General features: G+C 64.2%; 13 protein-coding genes and 3 pseudogenes. 13 read left to right on the forward strand and 3 right to left on the reverse strand.

Features of this window, described 5'->3' with window-relative positions:
* Positions 1-120 precede the first annotated feature (120 nt).
* Positions 121-240, reverse strand: a pseudogene (locus ACN6O8_RS03750) (hypothetical protein); the annotation flags it as partial.
* A 600-nt stretch (positions 241-840) separates the two neighbouring features.
* On the opposite strand from ACN6O8_RS03750, the gene ACN6O8_RS03755 reads away from it, so the two are divergent.
* Together ACN6O8_RS03755 and ACN6O8_RS03760 are read left to right on the forward strand one after the other, a co-directional pair.
* Positions 841-4,116: a hypothetical protein gene (locus tag ACN6O8_RS03755; RefSeq protein WP_427989724.1), complete on the forward strand. Its 3,276-nt coding sequence runs from the start codon at positions 841-843 to the stop codon at positions 4,114-4,116.
* A 47-nt stretch (positions 4,117-4,163) separates the two neighbouring features.
* Positions 4,164-4,346: pseudogene (locus ACN6O8_RS03760) on the forward strand (integrase core domain-containing protein); the annotation flags it as partial.
* 41 nt (positions 4,347-4,387) lie between these two features.
* Here ACN6O8_RS03760 and ACN6O8_RS03765 read toward each other — a convergent pair.
* Complete coding sequence (locus ACN6O8_RS03765) at positions 4,388-4,939, reverse strand: TetR/AcrR family transcriptional regulator (protein WP_427989725.1); 552 nt, start codon at positions 4,937-4,939, stop codon at positions 4,388-4,390.
* On the opposite strand from ACN6O8_RS03765, the pseudogene ACN6O8_RS03770 reads away from it, so the two are divergent.
* Positions 4,938-5,746, forward strand: a pseudogene (locus ACN6O8_RS03770) (beta-ketoacyl synthase N-terminal-like domain-containing protein). The gene ACN6O8_RS03765 and the pseudogene ACN6O8_RS03770 sit on opposite strands and share 2 nt — an antisense overlap.
* 388 nt (positions 5,747-6,134) lie before the next feature.
* Here the strand turns inward: ACN6O8_RS03770 and ACN6O8_RS03775 are convergent.
* Positions 6,135-6,605, reverse strand: coding sequence for a MarR family winged helix-turn-helix transcriptional regulator (locus ACN6O8_RS03775; RefSeq protein WP_427989726.1), 471 nt, complete (start codon positions 6,603-6,605; stop codon positions 6,135-6,137).
* A gap of 184 nt (positions 6,606-6,789) precedes the next feature.
* Between ACN6O8_RS03775 and ACN6O8_RS03780 the strand changes: the two genes are divergently transcribed.
* The 10 genes from ACN6O8_RS03780 to ACN6O8_RS03825 all read left to right on the forward strand — a co-directional run bounded on the left by ACN6O8_RS03780 (position 6,790) and on the right by ACN6O8_RS03825 (position 20,126).
* Positions 6,790-7,587, forward strand: a complete 798-nt coding sequence (locus ACN6O8_RS03780; protein WP_427989727.1) for an alpha/beta fold hydrolase — start codon at positions 6,790-6,792, stop codon at positions 7,585-7,587.
* Between the two features lie 14 nt (positions 7,588-7,601).
* On the forward strand, positions 7,602-8,297 hold the full coding sequence (locus ACN6O8_RS03785) for an alpha/beta fold hydrolase (protein ID WP_427990157.1): 696 nt from the start codon (positions 7,602-7,604) through the stop codon (positions 8,295-8,297).
* Between the two features lie 68 nt (positions 8,298-8,365).
* Positions 8,366-9,736 carry an MFS transporter gene (locus ACN6O8_RS03790; RefSeq protein WP_427989728.1) on the forward strand — a complete coding sequence of 457 codons (1,371 nt, stop codon included), beginning with the start codon at positions 8,366-8,368 and terminating at the stop codon, positions 9,734-9,736.
* Between the two features lie 12 nt (positions 9,737-9,748).
* On the forward strand, positions 9,749-10,516 hold the full coding sequence (locus tag ACN6O8_RS03795; protein WP_427989729.1) for an SDR family NAD(P)-dependent oxidoreductase: 768 nt from the start codon (positions 9,749-9,751) through the stop codon (positions 10,514-10,516).
* 64 nt (positions 10,517-10,580) lie between these two features.
* Complete coding sequence (locus ACN6O8_RS03800; RefSeq protein WP_427989730.1) at positions 10,581-12,086, forward strand: aldehyde dehydrogenase family protein; 1,506 nt, start codon at positions 10,581-10,583, stop codon at positions 12,084-12,086.
* Between the two features lie 80 nt (positions 12,087-12,166).
* The gene (locus ACN6O8_RS03805) at positions 12,167-13,654 is read left to right on the forward strand and encodes a carotenoid oxygenase family protein (RefSeq protein WP_427989731.1); all 1,488 of its coding nucleotides are present in this window, start codon (positions 12,167-12,169) and stop codon (positions 13,652-13,654) included.
* 95 nt (positions 13,655-13,749) lie between these two features.
* Complete coding sequence (locus tag ACN6O8_RS03810; RefSeq protein WP_427989732.1) at positions 13,750-14,880, forward strand: porin; 1,131 nt, start codon at positions 13,750-13,752, stop codon at positions 14,878-14,880.
* Between the two features lie 436 nt (positions 14,881-15,316).
* Positions 15,317-16,720: a TolC family protein gene (locus tag ACN6O8_RS03815; protein ID WP_427989733.1), complete on the forward strand. Its 1,404-nt coding sequence runs from the start codon at positions 15,317-15,319 to the stop codon at positions 16,718-16,720.
* Positions 16,717-18,897: an ATP-binding cassette domain-containing protein gene (locus ACN6O8_RS03820; protein ID WP_427989734.1), complete on the forward strand. Its 2,181-nt coding sequence runs from the start codon at positions 16,717-16,719 to the stop codon at positions 18,895-18,897. Before ACN6O8_RS03815 ends, ACN6O8_RS03820 begins: the two co-directional genes overlap by 4 nt.
* Entirely contained in the window at positions 18,894-20,126 is a 1,233-nt protein-coding gene (locus tag ACN6O8_RS03825; RefSeq protein ID WP_427989735.1) for an HlyD family efflux transporter periplasmic adaptor subunit, read from the forward strand. The genes ACN6O8_RS03820 and ACN6O8_RS03825 overlap by 4 nt, the downstream gene beginning before the upstream one ends.
* Position 20,127: the final 1 nt, after the last annotated feature.

A 20,127-nucleotide genomic window follows, 5' to 3' on the forward strand; every position in this document is an offset into this window, starting at 1 on the left:
CGGCGAGCGCTCGATGGTCTTGTCGATGGGGCGCTTGCCGGCGCTGAAATCTACACCCAGTTCCTTCTCCTGCCTGCTCCAGTCCGCTTGCAGTTCTTCCCGGTTGATTTCCGGCGCTTTGCCTTTGCGGGTTTTCAGGGCGACCGTCTGTTTCTGGGATCGGGTGGCGGTCTGGCGATCCAGGCCCAGAGCGTCCAGCTCGTCAGTAATGTCGTTGGATCGCTTGGAGTACGCCTCGATGTGTGGGCGGGTACGGGTTGAGGATCACATCGTTCGGTCGTCCAAACTTGCTGTAGAGGTCGCCGTTGGGAACCGCCGCGCCTGCTTGGGGATCAGGATCGCGGCAAAGCTGCCGTCGCGATCACGCGGAATATGCAGCTCTGGCGCGATAGCCCAGGTGTTGACCCAGTTCGGTCCCCAGCGCCCGCTCGATTAGCGCCTTTTTCAACAGCATGAACGTGTCCTGCTCCGCCTCGGCCGTCGTCGATCCGGTCGCAAGTTCATCGAGTAACTGCTCAGCACTGCTCTCTGCGCAATCCTACGCGATCGAAACGCAGTCACCATAACGCGGGGGCCGGACGGCTACAAAAAAAATCAAGGTCATCCAATGCCAATGTCAAAAATTCCAGACGAGTTTCAAACTTCGTCACACAGCCAACTTGAGAAAATAACAAAAATACGTGGGAAGAGTCGGTCTGTCGGAGCTTTGGCGCGTCATGGAAGCGACAACTGAAAAGTGCTGTCCGTGCGGTCGTCGTCATGCGGTGCTGTGGCATCCCGAGCCTGCTGATGTCGCATATATATTTATGCTCAATTTATTAAAAAATTGGTGGTTAAATAATGGCGCGAAATAACAAGCTCGATGATGTAACCCCATGCCTACAGGTGCGCTTGGATCCCAATGGTGGCTTTGCGCCGGTGGACAATAGCATTGTTGCAACGGTCACAGTGACCGACGGCCTCAATCAGCCCCTTGATGACGTTCATATCACGATGGAGTTGGTTGATAGTGCGGGGGTTCCATCTGAATACGCGACGTTCTCCGCTACCGGTGCCGCACAGGTTTCGAGCAGCACCGACGCGTCAGGCACTATACAGCAGGCATTTACCGACTATGTTGCGGAAACGGCCTATCTTCGAGCGTTTGTGACAAGTGACCAAAGCAACTCAGTTAGCCACTCGTTCACCTTTACTCCCGCTCATAAATACCAAGTCGATCTGACCATAGATACTGACGGCATGCCCGCCGACGGGCTATCCGCGAACGTTGTCTATGCGGTGGTTTCTGACAAAGGTCGGCCGGTACCCGTTGGAACACCTGTAACCTTCCTTTTGCCCGACGCGGAGTTCGGAACATTCCTTGACGGAACCAAGTTAATGACGGTTCTCACAAAGAAGGATCCGCAAGACGGCCTGTCAAAGGCCTGGGCATCAATTGTCGATAGCTATCCGGTTGGCGAGAGTGTAACGGTAAACGCCAAGTCGGTCGGCAAAGATGCTTTCGTGATATTGAGCTTCGCGAAAGTTAATGTCCACACTTATGACCTTCAGCTCTCCAAGGAAATAGACGGACAGCCTTCCGACGGCGTGTCCAGAGACGTCGCCAAGTTAACCGCGAGTTTCGAAGGGAAGAACCTTCCGGCAGGCACAAAGGCACTGTTCAATTTGCCCGAGAATATGTACGCGACCTTCCTCGACGGAACCAAGCGTAAGGAAGTGGTGCTCGTGCCCAACGATGAAAAGTTGGCGAGCGTAGCAACGATTGAGGTCGTCGATGTGTATGCGTTGGGCGAGAAAGATATTACTTTGAATGTGCAGTGCGGCGGGCAAGAAACCACTACAGAGTTTTTCTTCACGCCTGCGCCAACTTATGACTACGACGTGCAGCTCAATGTAGTGCTGAACGGCCAACCAGCGGATGGGATCGCCTCCAATGAGCTTGAGGCGGTGGTCAGCTACAAGGGAGCCGCACCGTCTCAATCAACGACCATTACTTTTACACTGCCGCCGACCTTATTCGCAGAGTTTTCCAATGGCCAAAAAGCAATATCGCCGAAACTGACGCCAGACCCCGATGGAAAGCAAAGCAGAGTGAAGGTGAATTTTGTCGACCATAACCCTCAGGGAGAAAACCCTGTAGTGGTCAATGCGAGATGCGGGGGTACGGAGAAAACCGCGAGCTTCTACTTTGCGGCTGTCCCTGTGGTGAGCTACGTACTCCGCCTCCTGCCCGGACTGGACGGTCAGCCGGCCGACGGAATCTCGAAAAATTCCGCTATCCTGTCAGTAACCTACGGAGGTAAGCCAGCGGCACAGTCTACGCCCGTGGTGTTTACGCTACCCCAGAGTGGCTTTGCGACGTTCGACGACAACACCAAGCAGAAAGTAGTCCTGCTAGATGGACGTGGCATAGCTACGGTCGAATTCGCGGACATTAACCCATTGGGAGAGGCCAAGGTCGCATTAAATGCGCTATGTGGCGGCGTAAACGCGAGCTGTTTTTTCAGCTTCGCAAAAGCGGGGAGGGAGACTCCGGCGATAGAGTTGACTCGCCTAAATGACGGGGCACCTGCCGACGGTGCCTCTGAGAACGGAGTGGCGATAAGCGTAAAAGTAGCCGGGCATCCTGTGTTTAAGGCCTCGGTTCTGCTTATTCTTCCCGGCGACAAATGGGCTGCTTTTGCAAACGGTGAAAAAAGCATACAAGTACAAACCAAGGAAGACGGCACGGCGAGCGCCACCTTCAGCGACTCCTATCTGCCGGGCGAGACGGTGACGCTGCAGGCCTGTTATGGTGGTGAGAGTGCCTATAAAGACTTCCATTTTTCGCAGGCTTCCGCGCTGGTTTACAAGCTTGCGTTGATTCCGCAAACAAATAACAGCGCCTCCGACGGGAAGAGTCAGAATAGCGCGACCGCCAAGTTGACATATAAAGGAAAACCCTTCTCCACGCCGACGCCGGTCACCTTCGTATTGCCAGATACCTCCAGCGCTTCCTTTGAAGATGGCACGAAGAAAACACAGGTAACGACTGCGACCAACGGAACCGCGGAGATAAGTTTCGTTGATAACAACCCACAAGGCGAATCGGTTGACTTGGCTGCCCTTGCCTGCGGGCAATCGGCCTACAGCCGCTTCCAGTTCTCTAACAATGCACCTGGGCTTTATATTTTTTACATCAACGGGCCTGACGCCACCAACCAAAAAATCTTGTACCGGCGATATAACGAGAAATTCCAAAAATGGGAGGGTGAGTTTGATACGGGGTGTCGTTGTGATGGCCGTAGCTTCACCGTGCAATTCGTCAACAACGCGGTTTATATTATGCATGCCATTGGGACTGATCTATTCATCTCAGTATCGGACAATGGCATTGCGTGGACGACGCAGGCATGGCCACGGTTTCTCAAGGGCCAAGATCTATCCAAAAGCTCACCCCAATTTAATTCCGCTCCGCCGCCGAGGCCCGGGTCAGCGTTGAGTCCTTCGAATTGTATACAAGTAATTCTGCCATATAGGGATACTGCGAACTTGCAGTTCCCATACGAGAATCAATCTACCCTCCCCACAATGCTGTTGCCGACGGACGCGGCAGCCCGATCCTCCAGTTTAGCGATCGACTATTCGTCAGGAAATGCTTATATTGGCCTGTCATATCCATGGGGCGAGCCGAATCCATATTTTGGAGTCCAAAAGTACGATATAAATATGGAGCTTTTGGAAACCGCGGACAAGGAGTTGCCGCTCCGTGCCATCCGTTCTGCGCTGCTTAAATTGCTACGCCTGCCTAGCGGTTCCCTGCTGGCCGTATACACTTCCGCCAACAACGACAAAATAAACTATAACTTTATTAAGGATCCGGCCGCTGACCTCACCATAGGTGATACCCAAACTCTCGCGCGCGGCACCAATGGGATATACGGAATTGGTGCCTCAGTTGATGGCGAGACCGTGCGATTGTTCGCTACAGAGTCCTTTGGCAACAATCTCTTGGGAATTACTTGTGCAGTAAGCGCAGAAGGGGTTCTGGAAGAGGTTGGTCGCGTGACATATGATTTCATCGCTGATCCTTATTCTGTGTGCTTGTTAAGGGCGTGGTCCGTGACCGGAGGATAGCGGCTTGGGTTGAGTGCTTGCGTGCGGCAGAGGCTGTGTCGGTCTGGATGCAGATCGACTTCAGCCGGCCGGGCAACCCGACCGGCAACAGCTTCATCGAAACCTTCAATGGACCATTCAGGGACGAATGCCTGAATCTGCACGGGTTTGAATCTTTGGCCGAGGCCAATCGAGAGATCGAGGCTTGGCGCCAGGACGACAATGAGACTCGGCACCAAACGCTAACTTGAGATGTGCTTCAAAACTGCAAGCGCGTGTCTGATTCGCGCGCCTATGGGGCTAAATGCTGCCGCAAGGTTGCCAGGATTTCTTCCGAAAGCGCGGGATTGCCTGCTGCCGTGGCGCGAGCGAGGATCAAGGCGCCAATCATGCTGCTGAGGATCACGATAGTCTGAGGGCGCTTGGCCACGACGGCATCATCTTGGAGCACATTCATAAGGCGCTGAAAGTTGCGTTCCACCCCCTGCGCAAAGACCTCTGACATTTCTGGTCCCGCTCTTGCGGCATCTGCTGCCAGTGCGGCACCAGGGCACCCCTCGCCGGGGTGGTCGCGGTGGGACACAGAAAGATAGCCGTGCACCAGCGCACGGAGTCTGTTTGCGGATGTGCCATCTGCCTCTGAACAGTCTAATCCGCCTGGTGGCGTAATCGTCCATTCAAACGCACGCAAGCATGCCTCGCGCGCGAGGGCATCCTTGGACTCGAAGTGCCGGTACAGCCCGCCATGGGTCAACCCTACATGGCGTGTGATCTCGGCCAGGCCCACACCATCCAGACCCTTTTCCCGATAAAGGCGTGCGGCGGCATCCACGCGGGTAGTCATCGCCGGCTTGGGCTTGGTTTCTCCTCTAGGGTGCAATGTGGAGGTAGCCTGGCAACGCCTGCTTGCCGGTCAGTCCGGGGTCCGCGCCTTGGATACAGGCGTGTGTGAAGGCACAGGCGTTTCCATCGCTGGACGGGTGCCAAGCCTGGAGGAGGATCCGCAAGCCGGGTGGAGCGCCGAAGCCATTATTTCGGCGAAGGAACTACGCCGCATGGATCGTTTCATCGCGTTCGCTTTGGGCGCTGCAGACCAGGCTCTGGCCCACGCACAATGGGCTTGGTGCTAGAGGCTCTGGATCATGCATTGGCGCGAGGTGCCCGGCCCCTAGCCGAAGTTGTGGGTTACGGCACCTCTGCCGATGCCTACCATGTCACGTCGGGGCCGGAGGATGGATCTGGCGCCGCGCGATCGATGCGCGCAGCGTTGCGCCAGGCACGGTTGCAACCAAGCGATATTCAACACCTGAACGCTCATGCGACCTCCACCCTCGTGGGCGACCGAGGTGAACTAGCAGCCATTCGTCAAGTGTTTGGAGTAGGCTCCGGCCCCTCCATTACGGCCACCAAATCCGCCTTGGGCCACATGCTGGGAGCTGCTGGCGGGGCCGCCGCAGTCTTCACAGTACTGGCCTTGCGTGACCAGATTGCACCGCCTGTGCTGAATCTGGAACATCCAGACCCGTTGGCAGATGGCCTGGACCTGATCGCCGGCAGTGCGCGTGCTCACGCCATAGAGTACGCCATGCTCAACGGATTTGGCTTCGGCGGTGTAAATGCGTCGTTGGTTCTCAAGCGATTTACCGCCTGAGTCATTCCTTCGACCGAGGGTGCAACAGCGACATCACGCATGCGGCTCCGAGGCGGTCGTTCAGACCTTTGACCTGAACGGCTGCTTGCGCAGCCTCTATCATGAACGGCGATGCCGTCCCCGAACGCCTCAAAGCCTACGCCGCCCGGCAGTGGCCGCGCCCCGGCGTGCGGCAGTGGGTGCAACAGCCGCGCCATCGCATTCACAAGCCTCCCGCCGCCAAGCTCGGGCATGAAGGCGTGACCCCGGATCGACCCCAGGTGTCGAGTTTCAATAGATTATTTCCTGCGAGCCGCTGCGGCGCATTACGCGGCACCAGGCGTGAGTATCCAACGCGTGAGTACGGCGAAGTCGCGGCTGCCGGGCTCGGAGATCGCGCTGCGCGGGATCAGCGATCCAGCACTTTCAATATGTCGGGATGATCGAGGTTGATCGCGATGCGGTCCAGCACGACCAGGAACGCGTCGATTTCCTTGGCCGAGCACCCTTTCATCATCTCTTGCAGGAACACCGCGCGTTGCGCCCGCACGCGCTCGACCGTCGCCAGTCCCTTGGCGGTCAGCCGGACTTCGGTGAGGCGGTTGTCCTGCGGATGGGCGCTGCGCGCCACCAGCCCGTCCTGGTCGAGCAACTTGATCTGGCGCGTGATCGACCCGGGATCCACGCCAATCTGCTGCGTGAGGTCTTTCTGGGTGCAGACGCCTTTGCTGTGAACTAGGAACAGCAAGCGCCAGCGGGTGCTGGCCATGCCGGTGAATCGTTCGAACCCATTGGTCGAAGCATGGTAGGCGCGCGCGAGGCGGGCCAGCACCGTGGAATGCCATGACTGCAAATCGAAGCTCTCTTTCGTCGTCATCATTCCCCGTGCTTTTCCGTATTGCGGCCGGCCTGTGCCGATGCGGCCATGGAAGCCGGCCCATCGGATCAGGAAAACCCTAATGTGAGCGAATTATCGCATGCAATTGCTTGCTCTCGGCAAAGGTCTCCCGTTAAATTGATTGCTCAAGGCAACAATTGCTCAAGGCAAATTTAAGGGGAAATCCATGACTTCACGGCTGCCGGACTACGAAGTGGCGGGCCACGGCCCATTCACCATCTACCTGCTGCACGGTGCCTACGGATCGCGTCAGTACTTCCGCGACCTGATCGCCACGCTGGCGGGGCAGGGCTACCGGGTGGTGGCCTGGGACGCGCCCGGCTATGGTCTGAGCGAATTGCCAAGCCCCTACTCGATCGAGATGGCGGCAAGCGCCTGCGCCGACCTGGTCGCGGCTACTGGCACGCGCACCAATGTCTTGCTCGGGCACAGCATGGGCGGCATCATCGCGCCGCTGGCGGCCGTCAAGCTCGGGCCGGAACGGGTTCAAGGGCTGGTGGTGTCCGCCACGGTGGGCTCGTTCTCGAGCAAGTCCAAAGAGGATCAGCGGGTGTTCCTCGAAGAGCGCATCGCGCCACTGGCCCAAGGCAAGACGCTGTCGGCGGCGGCCGAGCCCCTGCTGCGTACCATGCTGGCGCCGGGTTCGAGCGGGCCGTTGGTGGACAGGGTGCTGCGGGTGGCGATGGCCACGCGCAGCGAAACGTTCGTCGCGGCCATCAACGCCATCGTCGACTACCAGGGCGCTCCCGCGTTGGCACGCGTCGCGGTACCGACGCTGGCGATCGCGGGCGAGCTCGACACGGTGGGGCAGCCCGAACAGATGCGGGCGTTGGCGCAGGCCATTCCTGGCGCGGAATTCGTATCGGTGCCTGCCGCCGCGCACTATGCCTGGGCGGAGCAGCCGGCGGTGTTCAACCACGCCTTGCTCGACTTCCTGGCGCGCCGTGTCGGGACGCCCAAATGAGCCCGGCCCCATTGGTGTTGCTGCATGGCCTGAACAATACGCCTGCCATCTGGGACGCGGTGATCGCGCGTCTGCCGGGAGAGCGACCCGTGCTGGCGCCGGCCTTGCCGCCGTTGCCGGACGTGGACGCCATTGCGCAGGAACTGCTCAAGACCCTGCCGGCACGATTCTGGCTGGCGGGCTTCTCGTTCGGGGGATATGTGGCCATGGCGCTTCTCGAACGCGCGCCCGAGCGTGTGCGGGGGCTGGCGCTGATAGGCACCACACCGCAGGCGGATACGCCGGCGCAGAGCCGGGCCCGGCGTGACGCGGTTCTGGCGCTCGCGGCGGGCGGCGCGGCGATGGAACAGGCGTACGTCGCGCGCACGCTGGCCCAGGGCACCGCCGCCTTTCATGTTGAACACCGCGATGACGAGCCGCTTCAGCGGCAAAGGCGCGAGATGGTCGAGGCTTACGGGGCGCGCTGCTTTGTGGCGCATGCGCTGGCCTGTCTGGCCCGGCCCGATCGCAGCGGTTTGCTGCGCGCGCCCCTGAATCTGTTGTGGATCGCGGGCAGCGATGACCCGATCTATCCGCCACAGGTGATGTCCGCCATGCGCGCGCAGGCCGCAACGGGCACCTTGCGGGTACTCGGGCCGGCGGGGCATCTGATACCGCTTGAGCAACCCGACGCCCTGGCCCGCCTGCTTGCCGGCTGGATGCTCGACTGACGCGTAGTTTTCCCCAACACGACAAGGATGCGCGCCCGCCAAGCCGAGGTGCGTCCGGAGACAACATCATGACCCAATCCAGCACCGGTGCTGCGACCGGCGGCGGCGCTGTCGCGTCGGCCGACTCGCGGCAGGCAACCCAGCGCATGAGCCGCGAACAGACCAAGGCGCTCGGCATCGCCACGCTGGGCGGGATGCTTGAATTCTACGAGTTCATCATCTTCATCTATTTGACGCCGATCATAAGCCAGCACTTTTTCCCCAAGGATATGCCGGCATGGCTGGCCCAAGTGCAGACGCTCGGCATCTTCGCCTCGGGCTACCTGATCCGGCCGGTGGGCGGCATTGTGCTGGCGTCGTTAGGCGACGTCATCGGCCGCAAGAAGATGTTCGCCTTCACCCTGATCCTGCTTGCCGTGCCCACGGTACTGATCGGCTGCCTGCCCGGCTATGCCGCGATCGGCGTGTGTGCGCCGGTGCTGCTGCTGCTTTGCCGCATGGTGCAAGGGCTGTCCATCGGCGGCGAACTGCCGGGCGCATTGTGCTTCGTTTCCGAACACGTACCGCAACAGCGCCTCGGACTGTCCTGCGGCATCCTCTCGGCGAGTCTTGCGCTGGGTTCGTTGCTCGGTTCCGGTTCCGTCGCGGCGCTCACGGCCGTGATCGGCAAGGCCGCCATGTACGACTATGGCTGGCGCATTCCCTTCGTGTTCGGCGGGCTGTTGGGGTTGGCTTCGGCGCAGTTGCGGCGCTACGCCCACGAGACCCCGGTGTTTTTGCAGATGCGTCAGCGCAATGAGCTGGCGCGGCAGGTGCCGGTCAAGCGCTTGCTCGCCCGGCACCGTCCCGAGCTGTTGCTGTGCATGCTGGTCGCGTGCATGACGGCGGTCGTGACGTCGGGACTGCATCAGTTTCCGGTCGCGCACTTCATCACCACGCGGGGGTTCGACCCGGCCATCGTCTACCGCGCGCAGTTCCTGGCGTCGTTGCTGCTGATTGCCGGGGACGTCACCGCCGGCTGGCTGAGTGATCGCGCGGGGGTGCGCACCACATTCACGGTGGGCGCGCTGGCGCTGGTAGCGGGGGTGTTCTGGCTCTATCACGGCGTGACGCCGGCCACGCTGCCGCTGCGCTTTGCCGTCGTGGGGTTTCTTTCCGGCATCGTCACGCTGTCCTTTGTGCTGCTGATCCGCAGCTTTCCCGCCCAGGTCCGGTACACCGGCATCGCCGCCAGCTACAACCTGGCCGCCGCCGTGATCGGTGGCACCACGCCGCTGTTCCTGGCGCTGCTGGTGCAGCGCGACGAGGGGTGGGCCGCCTGGTATCCGGCCGCGTTCTGCATCGTCGCCGTGTTGGCCGCGGCGCGGCTGTGGCGCTACCGCCAGCCGATCGATCCCTTTGCTTCATCGCCGCAAGGCGCCTCGTCGTCACATTCCTGAAGGAGACGAATCATGACCACACCGCAATTTCTTCCGCCCGCCGGCGCCCGCATCGCAATTGTCGGCGGCTGCGGCGGCATGGGCCAGGCGCTCGTGGCGGCCGCGCGGCAAGCCCGGCTGCGGGTCGCCGTGCTCGACCTGCCGCGCTCGTTGGAACAGTCGCCGCCACCGGCGGGCGTTCTGGCCCTGCCGTGCGACGTCAGCGACGAGGCCGCCATCGCCTCGGCGTTCGCGGCGCTGGAAGCGGCCTGGTCGGGACTCGATACCCTGGTCAATCTGGCCGGTTACACCGGCGAGCAGATCCTGATTCAGGACCAGAGCGTGGCCGAGTGGGACGCGATCACCGACTGCTGCCTGCGCGGATGCTTCCTGATCGCGCGCGCCGCGTTGCCGTTGCTGGCCAGGGGCGAAAAGCCGTCGATCGTGCTGGTTTCATCGACCTTCGGCCATCGCGTCGTGCATCGTGGCTACGCCGCCTATGCGGCGGCAAAGGCCGGCGTCGTCTCGTTGGGCAAGGCGCTGGCAACCGAGTGCGCGCCGGGCGTGCGCGTCAATGTCGTCTCCCCCGGAGTGTTCCGCACGGCCTTCCTGGAGGGGGGCACCGGCCGGCCGGTGCGCCAGAGCGGCATCGACATGGACAGCTTCCAACAGAGGGTGCCGCTGGCGCGCCTGGGCGAGCCCGAGGAGATGGTCGGCCCGATCCTGTTCCTGGCCGGGCCCGCCGCCAGCTATATGACCGGCCAGGTCTTGCATGTCAACGGCGGCATATGGGCGCCTTGACGGCGCTATCGCTATTTCAGCCACCACCCATAGCCACCTTCCGAGTTCCGCCTTCGAGATTGCCATGACCTATCCCATTGCCGCGCTGATCACGAGCTACGTTGACGGTGCCTACCTTGCGCCGCGCGCCGGCAGCCATCACCTGCCTGTGATCAATCCTTCTACCGAGGCCGTCATCGCCCATCTGCAAGAAGCCGACGGCGCCGAGGTCGATCTGGCCGTACGGGCGGCCGCCCGCAGCTATGCCGAGGGCACCTGGCGCAGGCTGCCGACCGAGCGCCGGGCCGCGATCCTGCGGCGCGTCTGCGAGCTGACGGAACAACATGCGCGCGAACTGTGCTGGCTGGAGAGCATCGATCTCGGCATTCCGGCCAGCCAGGCGCCCGCCGCGGTCATCGCCCGGGTTGTGCGCAACTTCAGCTTCTACGCCGACCACCTATCGCAGGGCGCCGAACGCGCGGTGCGGCTTGACGATCGCTATCAGCGCTATGTGCACCGCGATCCGGTCGGCGTGTGCGCGCTGATTTCGCCCTGGAACGCGCCGCTGATGCTCGCCACCTCGAAAATCGCGCCGGCGCTGGCTTTCGGCAACAGTTGCGTGATCAAGACATCGGAATACACGCCGTTGGCGCTGCATCGCTTCATGGCGCTGTTGACTGAGGCGGGCGTGCCGTGCGGGGTGGTGAATCTGGTCAATGGGCGCGGTGAGGTGACCGGCGCCAGCCTGGTCGCTCACGAGGCGGTGGGCCTGGTGTCCTTCACGGGCGGCGGGGCTGCGGGGCGGCGGATCGCCGCGGTGGCGGGGGCCGGCCTGAAGAAGTGCGATCTGGAACTGGGCGGCAAATCGGCCTGCATCGTCTCGGATAGCGCCGATCTGGATCAGGCGGTCGATGGCGCGCTGTTGGGCATTTTCGGCAACGCCGGGCAGATGTGTTTCGCCGGCTCGCGCATCCTGTTGCAGCGCCGGATCGCCGACGCCTTCCTGGAACGTTTCCTGGCGCGGGCCAACGCCATCCGCGTCGGCGATCCATTCGATCCGGCCACCGAGATGGGGCCGCTGGCTTATGCCGCGCATCTCGAACGGGTGCTCGCCTATTGCCGGCCGGCGGCGGGCGATGGCGTCAGCGTGCTGGCCGGCGGCGCGCGCGCGGGCGACGGGCCCGGTTACTTCATGGCGCCGACGGTGCTGATGGCCGATTCGCCCGCCGTGCGCGTGTGCCAGGAAGAAGTATTCGGCCCCGTGGCCACCGTGCTTCAGTACGATCATTTCGACGAGGCCGTCGCCCTGGCGAACCATACGCGCTACGGGCTGGCAGGCTACCTGTGGAGCAATCGGCTCGATGAAAGCATGGCGGCAGCCCAAAGTATCCGCACGGGCGCGCTGATGATCAACTCACCCATGGTGTTCGATCTGCGCATGCCGTTCGGTGGCGTCGGCGAGTCCGGCGTCGGCCGTGAGGGGATAGAGAGCCTGCGCAACTTCTATTCGGAAGAAAAAGCGGTGGCGATTGCCGCCAGGCCGCTGCCTGTGGCGCCCAGGCTCGGCGCGGCGGTGCGGCTGGATCATTGACGCGCGATCTTACCCATGCCGGCAACGGCAGGGATTGGCACGTCTTAATCATTGCCAAAGGCAATTATTGGAGAAAGCAAATGCTGGAAATCGTACACACCTATGATGTCAAGGCGGGGGAGAACACCGACAATCCCTTCCTGTTGGGGCTGTTCGCACCCAACCGGGTGGAATACACCGCCGACACCGACAGCCTGCGCGTAATCGGCGAGATCCCGCGCGACCTGCACGGCATCTTCGTGCGCAACACCCACAACCAGGTGCATGCGCCGTTGGGCACGTACCATCCGTTCGACGGCGATGGCATGCTGCACGCCATACATTTCGAGGATGGACGCGCCACCTATCGCAACCGGTTCGTCCGCACCACGGGGTTCCTGGCCGAGCAGACTGCGGGCCGGTCCTTGTGGCCGGGTGTGCTGCAACCGGATCTGGGCACCTATCGGGGCTGGGGCGCGATGGGCGCCATGAAGGACAACGCCGGCACGGACGTCCTGGGTCATGCGGGCCGTCTTATCGCCAGCATGTCGCAAGGCAGCGAACCCTGGCGGCTCGACCCGATCACGCTCGACACGCTCGGGCCGGACGCCAACTGGGCGCGCCGCGTGCCCGACGGCGTCAGCGCCCATTACAAGGTCGATCCGCGCACCGGCGAGATGATGTTCTTCAACTATCCGGAACATTGGCCGTTCATGCATTACGGCGTCGTCGACCGCCACAACGAGCTGGTGCATTACGTGCCGATCGAACTGCCCGGCGCGCGCTGGCCGCACGACCTGGGCATCACGCAGCACTATTCCATCTTGCATGACCTGCCGCTGTTCTTCGACCCGGCGGGGCTGAAGGCGGGCAAGCACCAATTGGTCTTCAACCGCGACTTGCCGGCGCGCTTCGGCATTATCCCGCGTCATGGCGACAACACGCAGATCCGCTGGTTCGAGGGCACGCCTTGCTACGTGTTGCACCTTACCAACTGCTATGAGGACGGCGACGAGGTCGTGATGGACGGTTGCATCATGCCGGATCACAAGCCGGTGCCCGTGAACGCCGCCGGCAACATCTACGACCGCATCCGCGCCAACCTCGACAAGCACCGCAACAAGACCCACATGCACCGCTGGCGCTTCAACCTGCGCACCGGCAAGACCACCGAGCAGTACCTGGACGACGAGGTGAGCGAGTTCCCGGTGTGTAGCAATGACTTCGTCGGCCTGCCGTATCGCTACAGCTACAACGTGCTGTACGAGCCGGGCGAATGGCTGTTCAACGGCATCAAACGCTTCGATCTGCTGACCGGCGCGACCGCGCGCCATGAATATGGCCCCGGCCGTTTTGGCAGCGAACCGCAGATGGCGCGACGCATCGGCGCCGTGGACGAAGACGACGGCTACCTCATCAGCATGGTGGCCGACATGCAGGCCAATACGTCCGAGATCCTCATCCTAGATGCGGCCAACATCGGCCACGGGCCGGTGGCCCGCATCCTGTTGCCCGAGCGCATGGCCATCGGCACCCACGCCTGCTGGGTCGAGGGCGATCGCATCCATGGCGAAAACCGCCAGCTATGAATGGTTGGGAACCGCGGGCGAACGACTCGCGGCGAAAACCCTGGGCGCGGATCCTGTCGGCGCCCGGTATGACAAGATCGGAGAGAGACAACATCATGATCAAGAGACTGTCATCGTGCAAGGCGGTATTGATTGCGCTCAATGCCCTGCCAGGGCTGGCGCAGGCCACCGCAGAGGGGGCGGCGTCGAACCTGGTGCTGGGCGGCCAGATCAAGCTGGGCCTGGAGGCGTCGCAGGTCAGCGGCTCCGGCCGTCCCGGCGCCGATCCCATGAGCTGTTTCCAGATGGCCAACAACACCAGTTATTTCTTCCTGGCCGGGCGCGAACGCCTGAACGACCGGCTGAGCACGGTGTTCCATCTGGAATGGGACTACGCGGCGAACAACGGCGTGCCAGGCCGCGGCCGCGCCTTTTACCTGGGCTTTGACCACAGTGGCCTCGGGCGGCTGCTGCTCGGCCGTCAGTCGGTCTTTTTCAGCCATCACTGGTTCGTCAACGACCCGCATGGCGCCTTCGACGCCGCGCCCCGGGCGGCCAACTCGCTCAATGTATTGGGAACCGTCAATGGCGCGCACTTCGCGGGTTCCTTCCTCAACAACACCGTGCGCTACGAGGCGCCCGACATCCGCGGATTCTCGGGCATCGCCACTTATTCGTTCGACGGCGCGCACGGCGACAGCGGGCGTAGCCATACCTGGTACGTGGGGCCGACCTACACACGGGGGCCGTTCAAGCTGGGCTACTTCCACATGGTGCGCACCAGCCAGGGCCGGCCGCCGGCACAGATCGCCGGCAACCTGGATCAGACCGCCGACCGCTTCGCCGTCGGCTACAAATGGGAAGGGTGGCAAATCGGCGCGGTGGTCGACCGCAATCGCGTGATCGACCGCGCCAGCGGCGTCAGCCAGGATCGCTACGCTTATGCCGTGCCGGTCAATTACGGTTGGGGCCGGCACCTGGTGTCGCTGACCTATGGCCAGGCGTTGCCGATGCGCCTGGACGGGCGCACGCTCGACCACACCGGCGCCAGGATGCTGTCGTTGAGCTACCAGTACAAGCTGAGCCGCCGCACGACGCTCGATGCCACGCTGGTGGCGCTGCGCAATGCGCGCAACGGGCGCTACAACTTCTGGCTGGGCAGCCCTAACGGCTCGCCGCAACTCGCGCCCGCCGATGCCGGCGCGCGCGCCGGCATGGTTTATCTCGGCATCAAGCACCTGTTCTGAAAGAGGGCGTTGCGGTGCCGCCGGCGCGGCTTCATCGCCCGCGCGCCGGACGTGGGACGCGCCGGCCATCAGCGCCATAACTTTCAGACCAACCCTCGCATTTTGTGAGCATTCACGAGAATTGTGCGGGCGATAGGGGGCAATCATAGCTCTCTTGCACCAACGCGCCCATGCTCATGCGGCGGCGTTCGTGGCCGTGTTGGCGAAATCGCCAAGCGGAAAAATCCTTCAATGCGCCAACGCCAAATTCCCCCCGACGTGGATGATTAAATCCCTGCAAGAAAAACTGTTCTCGTTTCCGCAACAACAAGGCGTGCCGGCCTGGCGATGGCCGCGCGCATGTCTGAACACATTGGAAGAAATTCGTGGCATGCAATCCGGAAGCCGCGCGCGTCCGTCCGTGGGGCGCTGGGTGATCCTTCAACGCGTCAATCAAATGTTCCGGCCCGCACGGCAGTCGGCCGTGGCGCCGGCGAACCTGCCGGTGCCGCCGGCGCGCTCGTCTCGCACCCGGGGGCGGCAGCGTTCGGTGGCCGCCACGCTGTGCGTGCGCGGCGCAATCGCCGCGCTGGCCTGGTGGGCCGGCGCATGCGTGGCGCTTGCCGGGCCGCCCGCCGCCGTCACCCCGCGGCCGCCCGCCGCCGCCGTCACCTTGCAGGCGCTGGTCAACGCCGCCGTCACCGGCCATCCGCTGGCGCGCGCCGCCGTGCAGGAAGTGGCCGCGGCCAACGTGGACGTGGATGCGGCCCGGCGCCATTGGTGGCCGGCGGCCTCGGTGGTCATGGAATCGCATTCCACCTCGCCCAATTCTCCCGCCTCGCGCGGCCTCCAGCTCGAACAGACCTTGTGGGACGGCGGTCAGCTCAACGCCAACATCGACCGCGCCCGCGCCGATGTCGGCAAGAGCGAGGCGCGCGTCGTGTGGCAGCGCCAGCAACTGGCGTTGCAAGTGATCGGCGCCTGGCAGTCCCTGATCAGCGCCCGCGACAAGGCCGCGGTGGCGCGCGAAACCATCGCCCGGCTGCGTGGCTACGAGGCGCAGATCCGCCGCCGCGTCGCGGCCGAAGCGTCGCCCGCCGTGGACATCGAACTGGCCTTGTCGCGGCTGCGGCAGACCGAAGTCGATCTGGCGGCCGCGCGCTCCAGCTTGCGTCTGGCCGCGCAGCGGCTGGAACAGTTGGCCGGCCTGTCCGGACTGGACGCGCAGGCCGACGCCTTGCCCGGCTGGCCCGATCTGGCCACCGTCAAGGCGGTCGCGGCGCGCCTGCGCGCCCAAGACCTGGCCGCCCTGGCGCGTGACAGCGCCGCCGTGCAAGTGGCGCGCGGCGACGTGGCCGTGATGCAGGCCCAGCTCGACGCCAAGCATGCGCAGCGCTGGCCCACCGCCTACCTGCGTGTCAACAAGCCGTTGGGCGATGCCTACCCCGGCGCCGGCACCGACCGCGGCACCTCGGTGTTCGTGGGCATCCGCTATACCCCCGGCGCGGGCTTCGCGACCGGCCTGGAGGCCGACGCGATCCGCGAACGCGTGACGGCGGCCGGCCAGTCGGTCGAGGCGGCCTGGCTGGAACAGCGCGAGGCCATGTTCGGCGACGTCGACCAATACCTGGCGGCGGAACGCCAACTGACCGCGCTGCAAAGCGCGGTCGCGGGGTCGCGCCATGTGCTGGACTCCTATTCCCGGCAATTCACCGCCGGCCGCAAATCCTGGATCGACCTGCTGAACGCCGTGCGCGAACTGGCGCAGAACGAGTATGCCGAGGCCGATTCCCAGGCCGCGCTGGCCGCCTCGGTCTACCGCCTGCAAGTGCGGCTGGGCGAAACGGAGTTGCAGCCTTGACCCGGCCCGCGCAGGTGAAGACCGCCCTCGACTCGCTCGCCTGGGCCGTGAACCGGTTGGCCGCGATGCAAGGCACGGCGCTCGATCCGATGCGGCTGCGGTCCGGCCTGCGTCTGTGCGAGGCCGCGCCGCTGGCGCTCGGGCAGTTGGAACTGCTGTGCCGCCATCTCGGCGTGGACGCGCCGCAGCCCCTGGCCGCGCCCGACCCGGCGCATCTGCCGTTGCTGTGCCACCTGCCCGGCGACCGCTGGGGCCTGGTGATCGAATTGGCGCCCGGTGGCGATTGGGCCGTCGATTGCGGCGCGGACACCGTGATGGTGGCGGGCCCGGCGCTCGCCGATCGCTGCATGCGGCTGCGGCTGGCCGATGCGCTGTCCGGCGCCGAAACCGCGGGCGCGCACGCCGGCCCCGCCGGCAACGCGGCGGCGGCCACCTTCGGCGCGCGCCGTCACGCGGCCATCCGGCCGCATCGCGGCGCGCTGATCGAGGCCTGCCTGGGGTCGATCATGATCGGCCTGCTGGCGCTGGCCACCTCCATGTTCTCGATGCAGGTCTACGACCGGGTCATCCCCACGCGCGGCGAATACACGCTGTTCGTGCTGGCCTGCGGGGTGCTGGTCAGCGTGCTCATCGAACTGGCGGTCAAGATCGCCCGCGCCCGGGTCATGGACCACGTGGTCGTCGGCGTCGATGGCATGCTGTCGCGCGACATCTTCCATCGCCTGATGCAGGTGCGCATCGACCAGATGCCGGCCTCGGTCGGATCGCTGGCCGCGCAGATCCGCGGCTATGAGCAGGTGCGCGCCTTCTACACGGCGTCCTCGCTGTTCGCGCTGGTCGATCTGCCGATGGCGCTGGTGTTCATCGCCATCGTGATGGCGCTGGCCACGCCCCTGGTGGGCCTGGTGCTGCTGGTCTTCGCGCTGGCCGCGCTGATCATCGGCCTGTCGTCGCAGCGCCGCGTGGCGCGTCAGGCCAAGGAAGGCGCCGGCTATGCCAACCTCAAGACCGGGCTGCTGGTGGAAGCGGTCGAGGGCGCCGAGACCATCAAGGCCGGCGCCGGCGGCTGGCGCTTTCTGTCGCGCTGGCTCGAAGTCAGCGCCCAGACCATCGTCAACGATCTGAAGCTGCGCCATCTCAGCGAGAACGTCGGCTACCTGGGCGCGTCGGTGCAGCAGCTCAGCTACGCCTGCCTGATCGTGGCGGGCGCCCTGGCCGTGATGCACGGCGAGATGACCACCGGCGCGCTGATTGCCTGCTCCATCCTCAGCGGCCGCATCCTGACCCCGATCCTGCAGGTGCCGGGCCTGTTGGTGCAACGCGCCCACGCGCGCGCCGCCGAGGAGGGGCTGGAGCGGCTCTATCAATTGCAGACCGACAACCACGGCGTGCGGCGGCCGCTGGTGCCCGAGCGCCTGGAAGGGCGCTTCCTGCTCGAAGACGTGTCGTTTGCCTACGGCGACAATCCGCCGGCGCTGCGCGTGCCGCGCCTGCTCATCAAGCCGGGCGAGCGCATCGCCGTGATCGGCCCCATCGGCTCGGGCAAATCGACGCTGCTGCGCTTGCTGACGGGCATGTACGTGCCGCAATCGGGAAGGGTGCTGCTGGACGACCTCGACCTGTCGCACATCAGCCGCCAGGTGCTGAGCCGCCGGATCGGCTACCTGCAACAGGATCATCGCCTGTTCCAGGGCTCGTTGCGCGAGAACCTGTTGATCGGCCTGCCCGATCCGGGCGACGAGGAAATCCTGCGCGCCATGCGCCGCACCGGCATGGACCGCATCGTGGCGGCCCACCCCAAGGGCCTGGAGCGGCCCATCGTCGAGGGCGGCCGCGGCCTGAGCGGTGGACAACGCCAGTTGGTCGCGTTCACGCGCCTGCTGCTGTGCAAGCCCGGCATCATTCTGCTGGACGAGCCGACCGCCTCCATGGATGACGACCAGGAACGCCGTTGCCTGGGCGTGCTGGCCGAAGAGGCGCAGGCCGGCGCCACGCTGGTGATGGTGACGCACAAACCCACCGTGCTGTCGCTGGCCGACCGCATCATCGTCATGGTCGGCCACGGCATCGTCAAGGACGGGCCGCGCGAGGCGGTGCTGGCGGACCTGGGCGTCAGGCGCCAGGGCGAGCCGCGCGTGACCGCTGTCGCGCCCGGTATCGCGGGGGTGTCGTCATGAAGCGCGGATCCATGGTGCCGTCCCGGCCCCAGGCCGGCGGCGCGCCGGTGATCGTGGGCGAAGTCTGGCAGGCGTTGTCGCTGGTGCCGCCGCGGCGGCGCGCGCGCTGGTGCCTGCGCGCCATGTTCGCCGGCCTATGCGCGCTGGTGGCCTGGGCCGCGGTCGGCAAGATCGACCAGGTCACGCGCGCGCCGGCGCAGATCATCGCGGCGGCGCGCACCCAGGTCATCCAGTCGCCCGACGGCGGCATCGTGACCCAGCTTCACGTGCACGAGGGCGACACCGTGCGCGCCGGCGACGTGCTGGTGACCTTGCAGGAAGCGCGCGCCCGCGCCGCGGTGGCCGACAGCAACGCCAAGGTGGCGGCGCTGCGCATCACCCTGGCGCGCCTGCACGCCGAGGTCTACGGCAAGCCGCTGGCGTTTCCCGACGACCTGAGCGGCTACGACGACTACATCCGCAACCAGCGCGACCTCTACCAGAAGCGCCGCACCGCGATCGAGGAAGACCTGGCCGCGCTGGGCAACATGCTGGCGCTGTCGCGCCAGGAGCTGGCCATCAACCGCAAGCTGGTGGCCACCGGCGATGTCAGCCAGGCCGAGATCCTGCGGTTGCAGCGGGCCGTGGCCGACATCGAGGCGCAGATGACCAGCCGCCGCAACAAGTATTTCCAGGACGCCCAGGCCGAGATGACCAAGGCGCAGGAAGACCTGACCACGCAGACCGAGCAGTTGCGCGACCGCAGCCAGGTGCTGGAGCAGACGCGCCTGACCGCCACCGCCGACGGCATCGTCAACAACATCCGCGTCAACACCATCGGCGGCGTGGTGCGCCCCGGCGAGACGGTCATGGAAATCCTGCCGACCAGCGGCGACCTGCTGGCCGAAGCCCGCGTCAGCCCGGCCGACATCGCCTTCGTCAAGGTGGGCCAGCGCGCCAATGTCCGTGTCGACGCCTACGACGCCTCCATCTTCGGGGCCATGCAGGGCGAGGTCAGTTACATCAGCCCCGACGTGCTGCAGGAAGAAACCCGCCAGGGGCCGGCGCACTACTACCGGGTGCGCATCCTGATCCGCGAGGCGGAATTCAAACACCATTCGGCCGAGCAGATCCTGCTGCGCCCGGGCATGACCGCCAGCGTCGACATCAAGGCGCGCGAACGCACGGTGCTGCAGTACCTCGCCAAACCCATCACCAAGGGATTGCAGCAGTCGCTGGGCGAACGCTGAT

The sequence above is a fragment of the Achromobacter sp. genome (genome assembly GCF_050285565.1).
GTDB lineage: Bacteria > Pseudomonadota > Gammaproteobacteria > Burkholderiales > Burkholderiaceae_B > Achromobacter.

Bases quoted from the DNA above. Each gene is read 5' to 3' on its own strand.
- ACN6O8_RS03755 (WP_427989724.1), top strand. From the start codon at position 841: ATGGCGCGAAATAACAAGCTCGATGATGTAACCCCATGCCTACAGGTG.
- ACN6O8_RS03775 (WP_427989726.1), bottom strand. From the start codon at position 6,605: ATGATGACGACGAAAGAGAGCTTCGATTTGCAGTCATGGCATTCCACG.
- ACN6O8_RS03780 (WP_427989727.1), top strand. From the start codon at position 6,790: ATGACTTCACGGCTGCCGGACTACGAAGTGGCGGGCCACGGCCCATTC.
- ACN6O8_RS03790 (WP_427989728.1), top strand. From the start codon at position 8,366: ATGACCCAATCCAGCACCGGTGCTGCGACCGGCGGCGGCGCTGTCGCG.
- ACN6O8_RS03795 (WP_427989729.1), top strand. From the start codon at position 9,749: ATGACCACACCGCAATTTCTTCCGCCCGCCGGCGCCCGCATCGCAATT.
- ACN6O8_RS03765 (WP_427989725.1), bottom strand. From the start codon at position 4,939: ATGACTACCCGCGTGGATGCCGCCGCACGCCTTTATCGGGAAAAGGGT.
- ACN6O8_RS03825 (WP_427989735.1), top strand. From the start codon at position 18,894: ATGAAGCGCGGATCCATGGTGCCGTCCCGGCCCCAGGCCGGCGGCGCG.
- ACN6O8_RS03810 (WP_427989732.1), top strand. From the start codon at position 13,750: ATGATCAAGAGACTGTCATCGTGCAAGGCGGTATTGATTGCGCTCAAT.
- ACN6O8_RS03800 (WP_427989730.1), top strand. From the start codon at position 10,581: ATGACCTATCCCATTGCCGCGCTGATCACGAGCTACGTTGACGGTGCC.
- ACN6O8_RS03815 (WP_427989733.1), top strand. From the start codon at position 15,317: ATGTTCCGGCCCGCACGGCAGTCGGCCGTGGCGCCGGCGAACCTGCCG.
- ACN6O8_RS03805 (WP_427989731.1), top strand. From the start codon at position 12,167: ATGCTGGAAATCGTACACACCTATGATGTCAAGGCGGGGGAGAACACC.